Below are 18,906 nucleotides of genomic sequence, written 5' to 3'. Positions count from 1 at the left end.
TATTTTAATCATACAACACCATTCTCAGTGGCAGAAAAAGAATGTGAAAAAGGTAGTGAATGGTTAATGCCATTCACTACCAACATACTCACTATTTCTCTCCACCAACACAATTTGACGAAGAGCCCTTTTTTACTATTCAGTCTGAATTATCGAACGGTTATACCTGGTTTGTTGAAAACACATGAAGCACTTGATAAATAGTATCATGTTTAGTTAATTGCTCGTTGAGTTCTTTCAAAAACTTTTTAACACAAGCGTATTTATTTGACAATTCAAGATTTCCTATTTTATACGATATATTTTAATCATACAGTACCATTCTCAAAGATAAAAAATGAGAAAAAGGCAGTAAACGGCTAATGCCATTCACCACCAATATACTCACTATTTCTCTCCACCAACACAATTTGACGAAGACTCAAAAATTCATGTTCATTCTCTTTTTTCATCAATACAATAATATCTTTTACATTATTAGTCTATATATTCTGAATTGGTTTTATTTAACCATGCATAAGCAAGACCAATGACAAGTCCTCCACCGATATAGTTACCAATAAAGGCAAATAGCCATTGTTTTACTATATTGAACCATGTAAAATAATCTAATTGCTGTGCAATATCGTTGAATTTCACAATAGAAAAAGAAGCAAAATTAGCTACAACGTGTTCTTCTCCTAAATAAACAAATAAGAAAATAGCAGATAAAACAACAGCAATTTTTGCACCTGGTTTTTCGATAAATAAATATGCTAAAATAGCAACATTCACAAAAATATTTGCCAATATACCTTCTAATACAATCAATTCAGGTGTTCTAAGTACTTTGGTTTGAACAATAGATGACACAATGAAATTATCTGGTTTTATATGAGAAAATGCACTAGAATGTGCGAATAAATATCCAATAAGCATGGCACCTATCAAATTAAACAACAAACAGTAAAATAAAATAATAATAGCTTTTTTAAATGATATATATTTATGATACACGCCTGCTGTTAAGTACATCATATTTGATGTTGCTAATTCAGCATTTAAAAATAAAATATAAATAAGTCCCCATGCAAATAAAAACGAAAACATGAACTTACCTAAATCTGAATGAATATGGCTTATTTTTTCAGCTGCATAAGCTCCTCCTGCTGTACTCATTGTTAAAAATACTCCAGCAAAAATTGAGCGCATTGCGTAGCGTGATTTACTGTTATCAAATAACTCTTCTTTTTTATGACAAACTTTTTCTATTTTAGTTAAAAACAAATTTATAACATCTCCTTTCATTTCCAGTTTGTGAATGTAATCACATAAAAATACGGCCATTTCACAAACAACATCTACATTATAACATAAAAACGTAACAGGCAGGACACTCTTTTCCATGCCTGTTACGTTTTTTAGTCTAAAATTGAATAGATAAATCAACAACTGATTCAACAGCTTTTAATAAGGCACCACTTTGTAATGCTTCTGTTGCTTTATTTAATTCTTCATATATTTCAATATCTTTATCGTATTCAATCACATTGACAAATTTTCTAAATGTATCGTACGCAACTTGCGTTCCTGCTCCTAATTGTGTTGTTTGTTCTTTCAAATCTAAAGCTTGACATGCTGCCATAATTTCTGTGGCGACAATACGTCTTGAATTTTTCACAATTTCAGCAGCTTTACGAGCGGCTGTTGTTCCCATGCTGACAAAGTCCTCTTGATTTTCACAAGACGGGATAGAGTCTACACTTGCTGGATGTGATAAAATTTTATTTTCTGATGCCAATGATGCACAAGCATATTGCGTAATCATAAATCCTGAATTTAACCCTGGATATTTCACTAAGAATGATGGTAATTTACTTAATTGAGAGTTAACTAAACGTTCCACACGGCGCTCAGAAACATTCCCAATTTCTGATACAGCAATGCCTAAAAAATCAAATGGCTGCGCCAATGGTTCGCCATGGAAATTACCTCCAGAAATGACTTTACCGTCTTTAGTAATAATTGGGTTATCTGTAACAGAGTTGATTTCAATTTCAACTTTTTCTTTTACATAAGCAACACTATCTTTACTTGCACCATGAATTTGCGGAATACAACGCAATGTATATGGATCTTGTACACGTGTTGGTGTCGCAACCGTTGTATGTGCACTATCTTTAATTAAGTGACGAATATTACGAGCTGTCGCTAATTGTCCACTTTGAGGGCGAATTGTATGTAAATCTTCTTCAAATGGGCTTGAAATACCATTATGTACTTCTAAAGATAATGCTCCTGCAATATCTGATAATTTTAATAATTCAATGGCATCATATGTTGCTAGTGCTCCAACACCAGTTAATACCGTTGTCCCATTGATTAAGGCTAACCCTTCTTTTGCACTTAACTCAATAACTTCTAGCCCTGCTTTCTCCATTGCTTGTCTACCCGGTAATAATTCACCTTTATAATATGCTTTACCTAAACCTAATAAAGGCAATACCATGTGTGATAATGGTGCTAAATCTCCAGATGCTCCTAGCGATCCTTTTTCAGGGATAAAAGGATGTACACCTGCATTCAGCATACCTATCAATGCTTCAATGGTACTCAAACGAATACCTGAACAACCTTTCAATAACGAATTTACACGAATTAACATAATAGCACGTACTACATCTTCTGGAAATGGATCACCGAATCCGCTTGAATGTGTGCGAATCAGGTTTTCTTGTAACTGTGCAGTATCTTCTGGAGAAATACTCACATTACATAATGAACCAAATCCTGTATTAACACCATAAACAACACGTTTTTCTCTTACGATGTCATCAACAATTCTTCTTGATTCAATAACAGCTGCTTTTGCATCTTCTTTTATTTCACATTTAGCATAAAAACGAGCTACATCAACAACTTCATCTAGTGTTAAACTATTTCCATCTAATACAACAACATTTGTCATAATTTTCAACCGTCCCTATCTATTGATTTATTTTAAAAATGCTCTTACTTGAGAAACAAAATATAATGAACCTGTAATCAATAAGGTACTTTCAGCACTACTTTCTTTTTTATACACATTGACAAAATTTTGCCAGTCATCAATCGTACAAATACCTTCTTGACGATATTGTTCAACATCTTCTAAAGTCATCGCTTTTGGATAATCGAATGTCGTTAACACAAGTTTAACATGCGGAATATTCTTCAGCATTCCAATCATCTCATGAATATCTTTTGTTGTTAAAGCAGAAAATAAAATTGTGAGATTTTCTTTTGTAAATTTGTTTTCAATATTATCCACCAAACGTAACATTGCATGAACATTATGTGCACCATCTAAAATAATATCAGGTTCTGTTAATACTTTTTCCATACGTGCAGGCCAAAACGCTTTGGATAAGCCTGCATAAACATATTCTTCTTTAAAAAGAACATTTTGTTCTTGACAATACACATAGAAGAGCTGTACAGCTAATCCCGCATTTTCCACTTGATGTTTACCAAGTAAAGAAACAAAAAGTTTATCAAGATGACAAGTCTGATTTGAAAAATTAAAGCATTCACCCCAGTTTTCTTCTTGTGGCACATACGTCACTTGATAATCACGATTTAGCATATATATGCGACTATTTTTGTTATGTGCTGTTTCTTCAATGACTTGTAAAGCGGGCGAAACAATATTTCCTGTAACAACCGGAATACCTTGCTTAATAATACCGGCTTTTTGTGCAGCAATCTCTTCTAATGTATGACCTAAAATATCTATATGATCTAACCCAATGGTAGTGATAGCTGTTAAAATTGGAGATATAACATTTGTACTATCCAACAAGCCACCTAAACCAACTTCTAATAGTAGAATATCTACTTTTGTTTCTTTAAAGTAATCAAATGCGATTACTGTCAATATTTCAAATTCTGTTATACCTGATAATTCAGATATTGTATCCATTTTTTCAACTAAAGGTTTATATTTTTGAACATATTCAATAATTTTTTCATCTGTAATATGAACGCCATTGATGGCAATCCGTTCGTTAAATGCTTCTATATATGGTGAAGTAAACGTTCCAACAGTTAAACCTAATTCTTCTAGCATACAACGTAAGTACGTTACTGTTGAACCTTTCCCATTCGTTCCAGCAATGTGAATAGTTGGAATAGCACGATGCGGATTATCAACCATTTCTAATAATGTTTCCACTCTTTCCAATCCTAATCTTGGGGCAAGTGTCACTCTTGAGTGAATCCATGCTAACGCTTCTTCAATATTCATTGACATTCATATCATCCTATCTATCTTTAATTATTGTCTATAAACAATGTACTTTCTATTATACCCTTTTCTTACCAAATAAGAAATAGCATACAGAGGCAACTAAGATACCGATACCACCGTAAAGGAAATTTTTTGGTGTATCTCCCCAAATCATCAACAAGCTGACAATTGTTGCAATAATTGGAATCACTGGACCAAATGGTACTCTAAACACCGGTTTAATACCCATATCTTTTTTGCGTAAAACAACTACAGCTACAGCAGTTGGAATGTATTGAATAAAGCGGAAAACGACACTCAATGTAGCTAATTGCTCAAAAGAACCAGTTAACAAGAATAGACATGCACATCCACCAGAAATAAGAATAGCGGCAATAGGTGCTCCATTTGCTGTTTTTCTAGCAATAAACGACGGCAATAATCCTTCTTCAGCAATAGCTGCTCCATAGCGTGGTACCATAATAGATTCTCCAACATTCAAACCTGTAATCGATACTAACGCACCAATCGCAACAATCCAACGCCCAGCAGGACCAATCATCATGGCAAAAGCATCTTGCACAGGTGCATTTGTGTTCATAATATCATTGCCTAACATAGCAATAGCACCTGCAATAATTAAAATATATAAAACAGATACAATAGAAATAGAACCTAAAATTGCTTTTGGCACATTTTTCTCTGGATTACGCATTTCTCCAGCAACAATGGGCATTGATTCAAAACCAATAAATGCATAAAATACGATTAAAGCTGTTGCAGATACACCGTCAAATAATGATTTTCCGGGTGCTAATTGTAAAAATGGTGTAAAATCCCCTTTATCAATACCATGTCCGATAAAGAACAATGTACAGATAGCAAATCCAATGATTGGTATCAATTTAATAATCGTCATACTTAATGTAAACATTTTTGATGTTTTTAATCCTGCAATATTCATTAAAGATAGCAAAACAATTAAAGAGATACTCAATAATAAATTTTGTCCTTCAAACGCTGGAAAAGTGACAATAAATAATTTCGCAAATCCTGCCGCCATTGCTGACCAAGCTGTTACTGTAACAACCCAACCTAAAAATCCAACATTAAATCCAACAAAATCACCAAATGCTGCTTTAGCATATTGAAATGCTCCACCATTTTTATTAAAATAGCCGGCTACTTCAGCAAAACAAACAGCCAACATTAACACTAATATAGCATCAAATACCATCGCCGCAATAGAGGCTGGTCCTAAATCTTGATATATTTTTTTAGGTAATAAGAAAATACCCGAACCAATAACAGCATTGATACCGTATAATGTAGCTCCACCTAAACTAAATTTAGCTTTTTCATTTTGTACTTCATTACTCATATTCTTCCCTCACAATTTTTCATAATCATTATCACATATACTTACTTGAATATATACTGGTACATTGTCTTGTATATGTGATAAAGTGTGTACTTCATAATCATCTAGGATATTTGTTACATGTAAACTATGATGTTTAGGTAATGTGAGATTTACCATATCTTTGCCATTTTTATAAAATGTAAGCTGAATATCTTGTATGGCGAACAAAATATACACAATACCTTTTTTTAATACGCTTACATCTTTTGCGCTATACACGCCTACCTCACTTTTATATGTGGGCTTATAAATAACATTAAAATCAACACATTTCCCATAACTAACTGTTTTCATATCTCCATTGAAGAAATAGATCTCAAAGGGTTGTAAAACAATTTTTTTCTGACTTATATCAGGATGTTGCAATGTCAATGTCTGTTGTATCGGCATAATGATACGATTATAATTTGGTAACGACGTAAATACTGTTTTTTCTAAATTAATCGTCGCAGACGATACACGATAATCAAATTCGCCTACTTCAAATTTGGCATGTGGTGGAGCAAGACAAATTTGAGTTGTCTTACCACCACTCCAAACAGATACAACATACTCTTTTTTATCAATTATTTGTATGTTCATCATAAATCCTAACTAGAATAATCCAGTAATATTTCCTTTTTCATCTACATCAATTCGTTCAGCTGCTGGTGATTTTGGTAAACCTGGCATCGTCATAACAGCTCCTGTTAAAGCAACAATAAATCCTGCTCCAGCAGATACTTTTAAATTACGAATGGTCACCGTAAAGTCTTTTGGTGCACCTAATAAAGTAGCATCATCTGAGAAAGAATACTGTGTTTTTGCCATACATATTGGGTATTCACCAAAACCTAGTTTTTCTAATTCTTGCAGTTCTTTCTTAGCTGCCGGTGTTAACTCAACACCTTTACCACCATACACTTTTTGAACAATTTTATTTAATTTTTCTTCAATACTATCTTCTAAATCATATACAAAACTAAAATTATTTGGTTTTTCTACTAATTCAACAACTTTATGTGCAAGTTCGATGCCACCTTTTCCTCCTGCACCCCACACATCAGATAATACCACATCAACATCTCGTGTTTGACACGCTTTGTGAACAGCATCTAATTCCTCTTGTGTATCTGTAGGGAATTTATTGATAGCAACAACAACTGGTAATCCATAAACATTTTGTATATTATCTAAATGTTTGTCTAAGTTTGTTAAACCGGATAAAACAGCAGCAACATTTTCCGTTCCTAACTCTGATTTTGCTACACCTCCATGCATTTTTAATGCACGTACAGTTGCAACTAAAACAACAGCATCTGGTTTTAAATTAGCCATACGACATTTAATATCAATAAATTTTTCAGCACCTAAATCGGCTCCGAAACCTGCTTCGGTAACCGTATAATCAGCATACTTCATTGCTAATTTTGTTGCCAATACACTATTACAACCATGTGCAATATTTGCAAAGGGACCTCCGTGAATGAATGCAGGTGTATGCTCCAATGTTTGCACTAAGTTTGGATGAATAGCGTCTTTTAATAAGGCCGTTAATGCTCCTTCTGCTTTTAAGTCACCCGCTGTAATAGGCTCTCCTGAGTAACTATACCCAACAATAATTTTACGTAATCTATCTTTCAAATCAGTAATACCACTTGCTAAACATAGAATTGCCATAATTTCCGAAGCAACGGTAATATCATATCCATCTTCTCTAGGAACACCGTTCACTTTCCCTTGTAATCCATTCACAATATGGCGTAATTGACGATCATTCATGTCTACAACACGTTTCCAAGTGATGCGACGTGAATCAATCCCTAATGCGTTCCCATGATGAATATGGTTATCTAATAGCGCTGCTAATAAATTATTTGCTGCACCAATCGCATGGAAATCACCTGTAAAGTGTAAGTTTATATCCTCCATTGGTACAACTTGTGCGTAGCCACCACCAGCTGCTCCACCTTTCACACCAAAAACAGGACCTAAAGACGGTTCACGCAATGCAATCATTGCATTTTTTCCGATATATGATAAAGCATCCGCTAATCCAACTGACGTTGTTGTTTTACCCTCGCCTGCAGGTGTTGGTGTAATCGCTGTGACTAAAATTAATTTACCGTCTTTATGCTCTTTTAAAGCTGTTAATTGATTGACATCCACTTTTGCTTTATATTTGCCATAAAGTGATAAGTTATCTTTGTCAATACCGACTCTTTTAGCAACTTCTTCAATCGGTTCCATCTCTACTTGATTTGCAATTTCAATATCTGTTAAATATGCCATATTTACCCACCTTTACAATGTTTTTAAAATTTGTTCGTAAATATCATCTGCCAATGCGATACCTGTTTCTAATAAACGGTCACTACTTGCTTTATATTCCGATACAAAAGCATCGTCTTTAATACTAGATAAGTTAATTAAAACATTTAAGTAAGCACCTTGTAATCCAGATTTTAAATTCAATGCGGCAACGCCTAAATCACTTGCTGCATTTGTATTAGATTTTCCAATAATGCTTTTTGTTGTGTTTAAAGCATCTAAAATTATTTCCATTAAATCCAATGGCGATTTTGCTGCTACTTTTAAAGCATTTTGCATCGCTTTTTGACGAGCTACTCTTTCTTCATCAGTTTCTTTTGGCATACTAAATACTGCTGAAACAACATTAAATGCTTCTGTATCATCATCAATGGCTTTTAATAGTTTTTCCTGTAATATAATTGTTTTATCTAAACATACTTGCACATCTGTTTCAAATTCTACGTATTTTTTCTTGCCAACAGTTAACTCACACACCATTTTTGTTAATGATATTCCCATTGCAGCCGCTAAAGCAGAAGCAGAACCACCCCCTGGAGCCGGTTCATTAGAACCTAACACTTGCATAAATTCACTTACTTTTAAATCAACTAATTTCATGCCCTCTCTCCTTATTCTATTATTTTCCAGTTTACTAATTTAATAAATGGTTTTCTAAAACTTGTTTACCATAATCAAAATCTTCAATTTGTAAGTAATATTCTGCACAATCTACTAAAGCTTTGGCAGGTGTTAACCCAATGACTTCACTACCGATAATATTGACACCATAACGTTTTGCTTCAAAACGAATCGTTTCAAACACACGATACAATGGTGTTCCTTCATAATTCACCATATTCATAGATACTTGTGCAATATTTCTATCTTCTAACATAACACCAATACCTTTACAATATTTAAACCCTCCACTTGATGCACGTACAATTTTTGCGATTTTATTAGCAATGGTAATATCGGATGTATCTAAATTAACATTAAATGCTACTAAAGGCATTCTCGCACCAACAGCTGTTACACCTGCTGTTGGATGAATTTTTCTTTCACCGAAATCTGGTGCCCATTCTTCTTCTAACAATTTCTCAGGCATGCCTTCAAATTGACCTTTTCTTACTTTCGCTAAATTCACACGTTCCGGTGTTGACGCAGAATCTTCGTATAAGAAAATTGGGATAGATAACTCATCATTGATACGTTTAGCTACTTTTTTAGAAATATCAACACATTCTTGGGCTGTAATATCTTTAATTGGTACAAATGGTACAACGTCTGTCGCTCCCATACGTGGATGTTCACCAACATGTTTTGTCATATCAATATGTTCACTTGCATATTTTACTAATTGGAAAGCTACCTCTTGAATACTTTCTTCATCACCCACTAATGTAAAGACACTACGATTATGACTAGTATCTGATGAATAATCTAATAATGTAACACCCGGTACACTCTTAGCCGTTTGTACAAGCCCTTGTATCACCTCTTCATTACGTCCCTCACTAAAATTTGGAATACATTCAACTAATTTTGCCATTTTTTTCTTCCTTTCTTACTATTTATTTTTTATTTAATAAACTAATTTAAAATTGAGCTCTTGTAACATTCTTCCCATTTGATTTATCACAATGAACTCTGTATATCGTTACCCACGGTTAACAATAAAAGCACATGTATCAACGTGCTAATATGAATACATAAAGATTTTATATTACTTTCAAAAAATAATAGCACATAATACACCTATCTAACATTATTATCACTCGTTATTTTTGCATCATTACTCTACCTATAAAAAGCAATATTTCTAAATCTTTATGTGTTCATACTAACATAAAAAAGTATTCTGTCAACGTTATAAAAATACATTTCAATACTCTTTTTGTGTATATTTTCTCTTTGTAAAAAAATGAAAGTATTTTTTAAGTTTTCTATATTTTCATAACAAATTATTCTTTGACACTTTTTTGACCTTTTTGAAAAAAAGGACGCTTATACATATAAAAAAACATATTTTCCTTTTTTAATCTCACATCATATACAGAAGATGCGTAAAAAAGAAAAATATGTTTTTGACGTTTTATAGATTTTATTTTTTTCTAAAAAAAGTATTTTTTCTCATCAATTTATCATTTTTAACAATTTACTTTCCGATACATCTCGATTTGGACTTAAATATTTTAAAGCTTGCTCTTTATAATACCCAAACGGTTGCCTCAATAATGTTTCTAAGTGCTTATCCACTAATAAACCTCTATCCATTTCATGCTTTGTTATTGCTTTTACATAATAAATAAATCCAATATCTCTCTTATTTGAAATCAATTTAATGTCTGTTTTATTCTCTTTCAAAAAACGATAAACCGTTTGTGTATCTCGTTCTTTTAGTGCAATCAATGCAATATGTGCATTTAACTGTACTTCTTTCCAAAGAGATGAAAATGTATTACTATATAACTGTTTTGCTTTTAATAAAAAATATTTAGAGCGTTCATAATCCTCCATCATATATAGAATAACACCCATATTTGTATAAAATACAACTAAACTTGACGGTGACTGTTGACTAATAGCAATGTTAATTGATTTTTCTAGTAAAAGAACAGCATTCTCATAATTTCCTTTGATACTTTCAACTTCAGACAAATAATCATAAGCTGCTGCAATATTCAATGAGTACTTTTCTTTTAAGTAATCTGTAATTGTTAATGTTGAAATAGATTGATAAAACAGGTTTATAGCTGTATCTAAATCCCCACTCATTAAATGATACAATCCTTTTAATCTTAGTAAAATACCAATAAATTCATGATTATTAGCTTGTGTCGCTGCATTGATTGCAAGTTCAATATAACGCTGCATGTTTTCTGCATCATCTAATTGAATATAATAATGAATGATTTGTCTGTATCCTTCTAGAACATATTCCGTATCATTACTCATTTTTGCTTTTAAAATAACTTGATGAATAGCTTCAAGTCCCTTTTCATACTCCGCACAGAAAATAAAATATCTTCCCTCTAAATACAATGATTTTAAGACAAGCGTTTGATAGAGTTTATGTCCATTATATTGTTCTTTTAACCGCTCAATTTTTTCTTTAATATCTTGAAATTGTAAAAAAATATCTTCTTGGCTAATTTTTATAGGATACTCTTTTAATGGTACTTTATCTGAATAGATAGGAAATAATTCATTTTGTATTTTTAGTTGATTTTGTAGACAGAGTAATCGATAATACAATGATTCCAACTCTTGTCTAGCTTGTTGATAATGATAAGAAATTAAAGATAATACTGATATATCTGCTGTCTGGACATCTATATCCATTTCAAGTAATCTCGCAATTCTTCCATGCATCAAATGTTTTTTTGCAACAGATTGATTTTGATATAAAAATTCTTTTAATTTTTTATGGGTAAAAATAACAACTATATCCTCTTGCTCAATATCTGATTTTAAAATATATTGTTTGACCAAAGAATCCACACTATCTACAACAGATGAAACATCTTTTTCAAGCACTTTTGCAATAAAAGAAAGCGACACAGGACGGTCAAAAAACGAAATAAAATAAACAATTTCCCTTTCATTTGTCGTTAGATACGCAAATCTATTTTTAATCGCATCTTGCATTTTTAGCGACATATAATCCAATTTCGCATCTACCTTTAAGGCATTTAAATACTCTGTTAAAAAGAAAATATTTCCTTGAGTTTCATCATAAAGTTGTTCTACAATATCATTTGATAATACTTTATTAGGTAAATACTTTTTAGAAAAAGATTGTGTTTCCTCAAAGTTAAGTGGCAATAACATCAATGTATCTAATTGATGATGCATTGTCATTGTATTGATAAAACGGTCAATATATTCTTGTTCTTCACGACGCATTGTAAACAACCATAAAATTTTTTGAGAATGCAGACGCAACATCAAACTTGTCAATAAAGAAAAACTTTCTTTATCCATCCATTGAATATCTTTAATAAATAAAATAATTTTTTGATTTTCTGTTATTTTATATAATAGTTCACAAATAAGCTGTGATAGAGCACTTAATTCATTATTCAATATAGCATCTTGTTCGTAGTCTGATAAAGTTGGGAAAAAACGGTAAATTTTTTCTTTAAAGAACTGCGTTACAACAGCTTTTTCTTCCAATAGTTTAAATATTTCTTCAACAACAATTCTAAAACAGCGTAGAGGATAATGCTTCTCTACTTGATAGCATTGAACACTTAACACATCTCCTTTTTTCTTAGCATGATGTAATACTTGTTCCACTAAAACAGATTTTCCTGAACCAATATCCCCTTTAATCAATATATTTTTATACTCTTTTTGTTCAAAAAAGAAATGCACATTTTTTTCTAAAAATTCAATTTCCTTTGTCCGTCCAAAAAACAGAGTACGATTATCTTTTTTACGTTTATTCCCGTCAACAATCATCAATGTTTGTTCATATATCTCTCTTGTTTCCTTACTTGGAGAAATACCTAATTCTCTTTCTAAAGAATTTGACAATTCATAATATGTCTCAACAACTTTGCCATTTAATCCTTTATCTTTATAGTAAGACATCAATAATTGATAATTGCGTTCATCAAATTCATCAATTTCAATTAAACGTCGAATATTTTTTTCAACTGTCTGTGTATCATTATATTCAATATCCGTTTGTATTTTTTGATAGCACGCTTGTACAAATTTTTGTTCATAGTATTGTCGTGTTTTGATAACCCATAAGTCAAACATCTCTGCATCTTTTAAAAAGAATCCTTTTAAAAATTCTCCTCCATATAAATCTAGATGTTTTACTGGATTTTTTAAAAATAAGTCAATATCACTTTCAATCATCAATGATTCATTCAACGTTAACACGCTTTTATTAGGAGAAACGATATAGTCATCTCCAAGCACTTTATTCGCTTGATAAATCGTATTTCGTAAATTTTTTTTAGCTCCTTTTTCTGTTTTATCTGCCCATAAAACCCCTGCCATTTCATCTCGGCTAACATGTTTATTCACTAGCACATAGTAAAGAAGTGCATGAATTTTGGCAAAAGAAAACAAAATAGGTTTATCGTCCAAAAAGACTTGTGCATCTCCTAATAGTTTTAAATACAACTTCTTTGACATACTATCACCTTCTTTTATTCACTAAGTGTATTCTACAATAAAGCATCATGAAATCATAGTCATATAAGTAAAAGGAACTATCAAAACAGATAGTTCCTACTCGTTTATTTGACAATAGCTCCATTTGCAACAACACAACGTCCATTCTTATAAACATCTGTCACTAAATTTGTAGCAAAGAAATAAAAAATAAAATCAATATTTGGTGCATCAAAAATTGCTATGTCAGCATTTTTTCCCTCATCAAAACTACCGCATACTTTTTCACGGCAAACAGAATAAGCTGCGTTTATCGTGACAGCATTTAATACTTGAATCGGTTGTAATTTCATTTTAAAACAACCTAGCTGCATCACAAATTGTAAATTGGCTGTTGGACAACTTCCTGGATTACTATCCGTTGACAAAGTAATGGCAACACCTTTTTCTATCATTTTTTTAGCCGGTGCGTATGTATTTTCCATTAAGCTAAATGTTGTAGCAGGCAATAAATTACCAATAACATGACTATCTCGTAATTTTTCAATACCCTCATCTGTTATTTTCATCAAATGTTCTGCACTAACCGTTTCTAATCGGCTTGCAACATCCACACCACCAATAGAATCAATTTCATCAGCGTGAATACGTAATTTAAAACCTAATGCCTTGGCAGCATTTAATAAACGATAAGATTGTTCTGGTGTAAAGACACCCGTTTCACAGAAAATATCACAAAATTCTGCTAATTGTTCTTCTTTTACTTTCGGTAGCATTTCTTTAATAATTAAGTCAACAAAAGCATCTGGATTCGTTTTATATTCTTCTGGAATAGCATGTGCTCCCATAAAAGTAGACACTAAGTCAATAACATGATTTTCTTCCAATACTTTCACTACTTTTAATTGCTTATGCTCCGTTTCCCAATCTAACCCATACCCACTTTTTGCTTCAACGGTTGTCACACCATGAACGAGCATTTGGTCTAACAAATGTTTTGATTTTTCATATAACACATTTTCTGATGAGGAACGTGTCGCACGTACTGTGCTTAAAATACCTCCACCATTTTTTAAAATATCTAAATAAGACACTCCTGCTAATTTTTGAGCGAACTCATTTTCACGACTACCTCCATAAACCAAATGTGTATGACAATCAATAAGACCTGGTGTTGCTATTTTACCACTGTAATCAATGATTTCCGTCTGTTCATCTATCAACGATTTATCAGGATTACCCGAACCTATTTTTAAAATTTTTCCATCTTTAATAGCAATATAACCATCTTCAATAATCATTGCATGGGACATATCTTCTCCATATAGTGCATGTCCTTTATCATTTGGACAGAACACTTGATTAAAATGTACTAAAATTTTATTTGCTCTCATATCTATATTACTCCTCATTCCTTATATTTTGTAGTAAACTATCTATACAAACGTACTTTATCTTTTTTAAGTCTAATTTGTGTCAAAAAAACATAAAAGCATTTTTAAGATAGTTTTTTGATGTTTTTTATGTGTATAGACACTCTGTAGACAACTAGAGGATATGATGTAAGCGTTACAAGGCAATGATGCCACTATTTTATATTAGGAGGATTTTATAATGATTCAATACAAAGATATAGAAGCAGCCATGACAATCAAACTAGATGATGTCCTTCCCGAAAAAACAGTATTTCAAGAAGGAATTCGTCGTGCACCTGATAGAGGATTTCGTTTAACAAAAGCACAAACAGAAGTGGCTTTAAAAAACGCATTACGTTATATTCCTAAAAAATATCACGAAGAAATTATTCCAGAATTTTTAGAAGAATTAAAAACACGTGGCCGTATTTATGGCTATCGTTGGTATCCAAAAGAACGCATTTACGGAAAACCTATTGACGAGTATAAAGGAAAATGTACTGCAGCTAAAGCTATGCAAGTGATGATTGATAATAACCTAAGTTTTGAAATTGCTCTTTATCCTTATGAATTAGTGACGTACGGAGAAACAGGAGCTGTTTGTTCTAACTGGATGCAATATCATTTAATTAAACGTTATTTAGAAGAAATGACAGACGAACAAACATTAGTTGTTGAATCTGGTCATCCATTAGGTTTATTCAAATCTAAAAAAGATGCACCACGTGTTATTATTACAAACGGCTTACTTGTTGGTGAATATGACAATCAAGAAGATTGGGAAATTGCCGAGCAAATGGGCGTCACAAATTATGGACAAATGACAGCTGGCGGTTGGATGTATATTGGCCCTCAAGGTATTGTTCATGGTACTTTCAATACATTATTAAATGCTGGTCGTTTAAAACTTGGCATTGCAGATGACGGTGATTTAACTGGTAAATTATTTATTTCATCTGGTTTAGGTGGTATGAGTGGTGCTCAAGGAAAAGCCGGTGAAATCGCAAATGCTGTGGCTATTATTGCCGAAGTGGATGCATCTCGTATCGAAACACGTCACTCTCAAGGTTGGATTAGCCATGTTCGCAATACACCAGAAGAAACAGTTGCCTTAGCACAAGAATTTTTACAAAAAGGTGAATCTACTTCTATTGCTTATCACGGTAATATTGTTGACTTATTAGAATACATTGACCAAAATAATATCCACGTTGATTTATTATCTGACCAAACATCTTGTCACAATGTTTACACTGGTGGTTATTGTCCAGTCGGCATCACCTTTGAAGAACGTACACGTCTTTTAGCAGAAGACCAAAAAGAATTTAGACGTTTGATTGATGTTACATTAGAACGTCACTATAATGTTATTAAATCATTAACAGCTAAAGGAACTTACTTTTTCGACTATGGTAATGCCTTTATGAAATCTATTTATGACTCAGGTATTAAAGAAATTTCTAAAAATGGCATTGATGACAAAGACGGTTTCATTTGGCCGTCTTATGTGGAAGACATCATGGGCCCTATGTTGTTCGACTATGGGTATGGTCCATTCCGTTGGGTATGTTTAAGTGGTAAACACGAAGATTTAGTTGCAACAGATAAAGCTGCCATGGAAGCCATTGATCCAACTCGTCGTTACCAAGATCGTGATAACTACGTTTGGATTCGTGACGCCGAGAAAAATCAACTAGTTGTTGGTACACAAGCACGTATCTTATACCAAGATGCAATGGGACGTGTTAATATCGCATTGAAATTCAATCAATTAGTACGCGAAGGAAAAATTGGTCCTGTTATGCTAGGCCGTGACCACCATGACGTATCTGGTACAGATTCTCCATTCCGTGAAACATCTAATATTAAAGATGGTAGTAATGTCACAGCTGATATGGCAACACAATGTTATGCAGGTAATGCTGCACGTGGTATGAGCTTAGTTGCTTTACACAACGGTGGAGGCGTTGGTATCGGTAAATCAATCAATGGTGGATTTGGTCTAGTATTAGACGGTAGTGAATTATGTGATGAAATCATTAAATCAGCTATCGCTTGGGACACAATGGGTGGCGTTGCTCGTCGCAACTGGGCAAGAAATGAACACGCTATTGAAACTTCTATTGAATATAATAAAAACCGCGCAGGAAGTGATCATATCACAATCCCTTACTTAGCAGATGAAGATTTAGTTAAAGATGCTGTTAGTCAATTATTTGATTAAAAGTAATATACACATTAAGTAAATAGTAAAAAGGCTTGGCATCAACATATTGCATAAGTTGATATCAAGCCTTTTTGTGTATTATCAAATCGTTAATTAAAACAGATAATCATTTTTATGCCAATATCTTTAAACGATATATTTTAAGCATAGATTATCATTCTCAGTAATTCCATCTTCTTTCTACACTAGTATGATTCAAAAATATCTCATCTTCTTATGTAATAATTCCCGAGAAACATCTTTTGTTTATCTTTGTTATTTAATCAGGTAAGTATTTCTTTTTTATCACTTTATTATCAAAAAATGTATCCTCACCTTTTTCAGAAAATGGATTGCCCACATCTTGCATTAATAGTAAGATTAAGCAAAATTTAATAAAGTCCACTTTTTCTTTTTCTTCTCCAAATAGAAACGCTTCATCATTGATTTTATAAAAATCTTTCAATATAGTAAATATCGTAGAAGACATAAGGTACTTATAATGCGAAGTTTTTCTATTTTTTCCAAATGCGAAATCACTTTCGTATTCACCGGAATTTCTTCTACTGAAATTTCTGAATGTTTTGGAGTTGATGAATAAAAATCGCATAATTTATCTAATAATTCTGTTTTCATTTTTATCCCCTTATCAATCCTGAATCTATAAGCTCTGTTCCCAATTTGTTTATATAATAGCTTGTAAAATTCATATTTACCTCCCTTATAAATACCCTATATCTAAATTAGAAAATATGCATTTCGAATACTCATCTTTATTTAAAAACTTTTTTCTTCAATCCCACAACTACTCCAATAATCGCTAACGATACTTCTACAACCACTTCAACAAATGGACGTGAGCCTCGAACTGCAGATGTTTTTGGTAATGTACCTTTAGATGTAACAGTGCTTTTTTCATCAGGTTTACTTATGTTTTTGGATTTAGCTGGTTCTGTAGACTTAATCGTATATTTACCTTTTCTCTCTTTCGTCATTTTTTCAGCTTCTGATTGAGAAAGAGTTGGTTTGTCAGCTTTTAAGTTTTCATTTACTACAGCGTTTACACCTTTTTCAGTCACGTTAGCTTTTAATTTTTCTTCTGCTAAAGCAGGTTCTCCAACTGAATGATTACGTTTAGACTCTTCAGCTTCTGATTGAGAAAGAGTTGGTTTGTCAGCTTTTAAGTTTTCGTTCACTACAGCGTTTACGCCGTTTTCAGTCACATTAGCTTTTAATTTTTCTTCTGCTAAAGCAGGTTCTCCAACTGAATGATTACGTTTAGGCTCTTCAGCTTTTGCTAAACTTGCCTTAAATTCTGTTGACATAGCAATGATGTGATTCGCGTATCCTTCTAATCGGGCTTTAATCTCAGCTTCGACATCACCGCGATGAAGTGGGAAGTCGATATCACCTGAAACCATATATTTAGTAGTACTTGGCAATGCCGGCATTGCAGTAGCATGAGCAGCTCCGTATTTACCAACTAGCGTGCCATAATATTCTTGAACTTTTTTAGCAAATGCTTCTGCTTCTTCAAATGAATCGAAAATACCGTCAGTTTCGTATTTCACTTTTGAAAAAGTGCCTTTATATTCGTACGTTGTTCCTGCAGCATAAGTTTGAGTTGCAGTTGCTAATGGTGTTAAGATTGCTGATGCAGCAAATGCTACAGATAAAATTTTACTTGTTTTTGTCATTTTAAAATGACCTCCTTATGTTTTCGATATTTTTTGTCCATAAAAGTAGACTTTTTTGGACATTGATGATATATTAAATATGTTCATAAATATTCGGAGAATAATAAGAAAACAAGGTTTTTATCTTAATTTTTTGAATATTTTAAAGGTAGAAGCATAATCCAAAAAAGTCTACTCTTTTGGACAAATTTTGTTAGATTTTATCCAATTACGAAATGTACTTTTAGATACTTCTAGCAATATAACACCCTTGTTATTTGTCCTGAATAGCATAAATTTAAATATTCATCAAATTGCTTCCTTAAAACATTATATTTTGTATTATCATATTTTAAGACAAGAAAAAAAGAGAACGGTCGTTCTCTTCAGATTGTTGACAATAACGATAAAAAATCCAACATATTTTTTAAAGATTGAAAAATATGTTGGATTTTGAATTTTAAAATACTAAATGAAGAATAATATCTCAAAAAATGGCTATCTCTCGTGAG

Annotated in this window: 14 protein-coding genes; 2 read left to right on the top strand and 12 right to left on the bottom strand. The window is 32.4% G+C overall.

What is annotated here, in order from left to right:
- The coding region (locus GMA11_RS09215) for a hypothetical protein (protein ID WP_205422921.1) at nucleotides 1-204 on the top strand (204 nt) is incomplete at its 5' end.
- A gap of 273 nt (nucleotides 205-477) precedes the next feature.
- Here GMA11_RS09215 and GMA11_RS08285 read toward each other — a convergent pair.
- From GMA11_RS08285 to hutI, 10 genes are all read right to left on the bottom strand, one after another.
- The gene (locus tag GMA11_RS08285) at nucleotides 478-1,287 is read right to left on the bottom strand and encodes a formate/nitrite transporter family protein (protein ID WP_163546685.1); all 810 of its coding nucleotides are present in this window, start codon (nucleotides 1,285-1,287) and stop codon (nucleotides 478-480) included.
- Between the two features lie 118 nt (nucleotides 1,288-1,405).
- Nucleotides 1,406-2,947: a histidine ammonia-lyase gene (hutH, locus tag GMA11_RS08280; RefSeq protein WP_163546684.1), complete on the bottom strand. Its 1,542-nt coding sequence runs from the start codon at nucleotides 2,945-2,947 to the stop codon at nucleotides 1,406-1,408.
- A gap of 27 nt (nucleotides 2,948-2,974) precedes the next feature.
- Nucleotides 2,975-4,270, bottom strand: coding sequence for a folylpolyglutamate synthase/dihydrofolate synthase family protein (locus GMA11_RS08275; RefSeq protein WP_163546683.1), 1,296 nt, complete (start codon nucleotides 4,268-4,270; stop codon nucleotides 2,975-2,977).
- A 52-nt stretch (nucleotides 4,271-4,322) separates the two neighbouring features.
- Nucleotides 4,323-5,627 carry an APC family permease gene (locus tag GMA11_RS08270; RefSeq protein WP_163546682.1) on the bottom strand — a complete coding sequence of 435 codons (1,305 nt, stop codon included), beginning with the start codon at nucleotides 5,625-5,627 and terminating at the stop codon, nucleotides 4,323-4,325.
- A 9-nt stretch (nucleotides 5,628-5,636) separates the two neighbouring features.
- The gene (locus tag GMA11_RS08265) at nucleotides 5,637-6,251 is read right to left on the bottom strand and encodes a HutD family protein (RefSeq protein ID WP_163546681.1); all 615 of its coding nucleotides are present in this window, start codon (nucleotides 6,249-6,251) and stop codon (nucleotides 5,637-5,639) included.
- A 12-nt stretch (nucleotides 6,252-6,263) separates the two neighbouring features.
- Complete coding sequence (locus tag GMA11_RS08260) at nucleotides 6,264-7,940, bottom strand: formate--tetrahydrofolate ligase (RefSeq protein WP_163546680.1); 1,677 nt, start codon at nucleotides 7,938-7,940, stop codon at nucleotides 6,264-6,266.
- 12 nt (nucleotides 7,941-7,952) lie between these two features.
- On the bottom strand, nucleotides 7,953-8,579 hold the full coding sequence (locus tag GMA11_RS08255) for a cyclodeaminase/cyclohydrolase family protein (RefSeq protein WP_163546679.1): 627 nt from the start codon (nucleotides 8,577-8,579) through the stop codon (nucleotides 7,953-7,955).
- Nucleotides 8,580-8,613: 34 nt separating this feature from the next.
- Nucleotides 8,614-9,513, bottom strand: a complete 900-nt coding sequence (gene ftcD, locus GMA11_RS08250) for a glutamate formimidoyltransferase (RefSeq protein WP_163546678.1) — start codon at nucleotides 9,511-9,513, stop codon at nucleotides 8,614-8,616.
- A gap of 584 nt (nucleotides 9,514-10,097) precedes the next feature.
- Nucleotides 10,098-13,118 carry an AAA family ATPase gene (locus tag GMA11_RS08245; RefSeq protein WP_163546677.1) on the bottom strand — a complete coding sequence of 1,007 codons (3,021 nt, stop codon included), beginning with the start codon at nucleotides 13,116-13,118 and terminating at the stop codon, nucleotides 10,098-10,100.
- Nucleotides 13,119-13,222: 104 nt separating this feature from the next.
- Nucleotides 13,223-14,491, bottom strand: a complete 1,269-nt coding sequence (gene hutI / locus GMA11_RS08240) for an imidazolonepropionase (protein ID WP_163546676.1) — start codon at nucleotides 14,489-14,491, stop codon at nucleotides 13,223-13,225.
- Between the two features lie 220 nt (nucleotides 14,492-14,711).
- Between hutI and GMA11_RS08235 the strand changes: the two genes are divergently transcribed.
- The gene (locus tag GMA11_RS08235) at nucleotides 14,712-16,736 is read left to right on the top strand and encodes a urocanate hydratase (RefSeq protein WP_163546675.1); all 2,025 of its coding nucleotides are present in this window, start codon (nucleotides 14,712-14,714) and stop codon (nucleotides 16,734-16,736) included.
- A gap of 262 nt (nucleotides 16,737-16,998) precedes the next feature.
- Here GMA11_RS08235 and GMA11_RS08230 read toward each other — a convergent pair whose 3' ends face one another.
- Nucleotides 16,999-17,208 carry a hypothetical protein gene (locus GMA11_RS08230; RefSeq protein ID WP_163546674.1) on the bottom strand — a complete coding sequence of 70 codons (210 nt, stop codon included), beginning with the start codon at nucleotides 17,206-17,208 and terminating at the stop codon, nucleotides 16,999-17,001.
- Nucleotides 17,209-17,491: 283 nt separating this feature from the next.
- On the bottom strand, nucleotides 17,492-18,415 hold the full coding sequence (locus GMA11_RS08225) for a hypothetical protein (RefSeq protein ID WP_163546673.1): 924 nt from the start codon (nucleotides 18,413-18,415) through the stop codon (nucleotides 17,492-17,494).
- Nucleotides 18,416-18,906: the final 491 nt, after the last annotated feature.

This window comes from Granulicatella sp. zg-ZJ (assembly GCF_010892355.1).
Lineage (GTDB): Bacteria > Bacillota > Bacilli > Lactobacillales > Aerococcaceae > WM01.
Note: the sequence above shows the minus strand (reverse complement) of the source record. Positions and strands in the feature narration are given on the sequence as shown.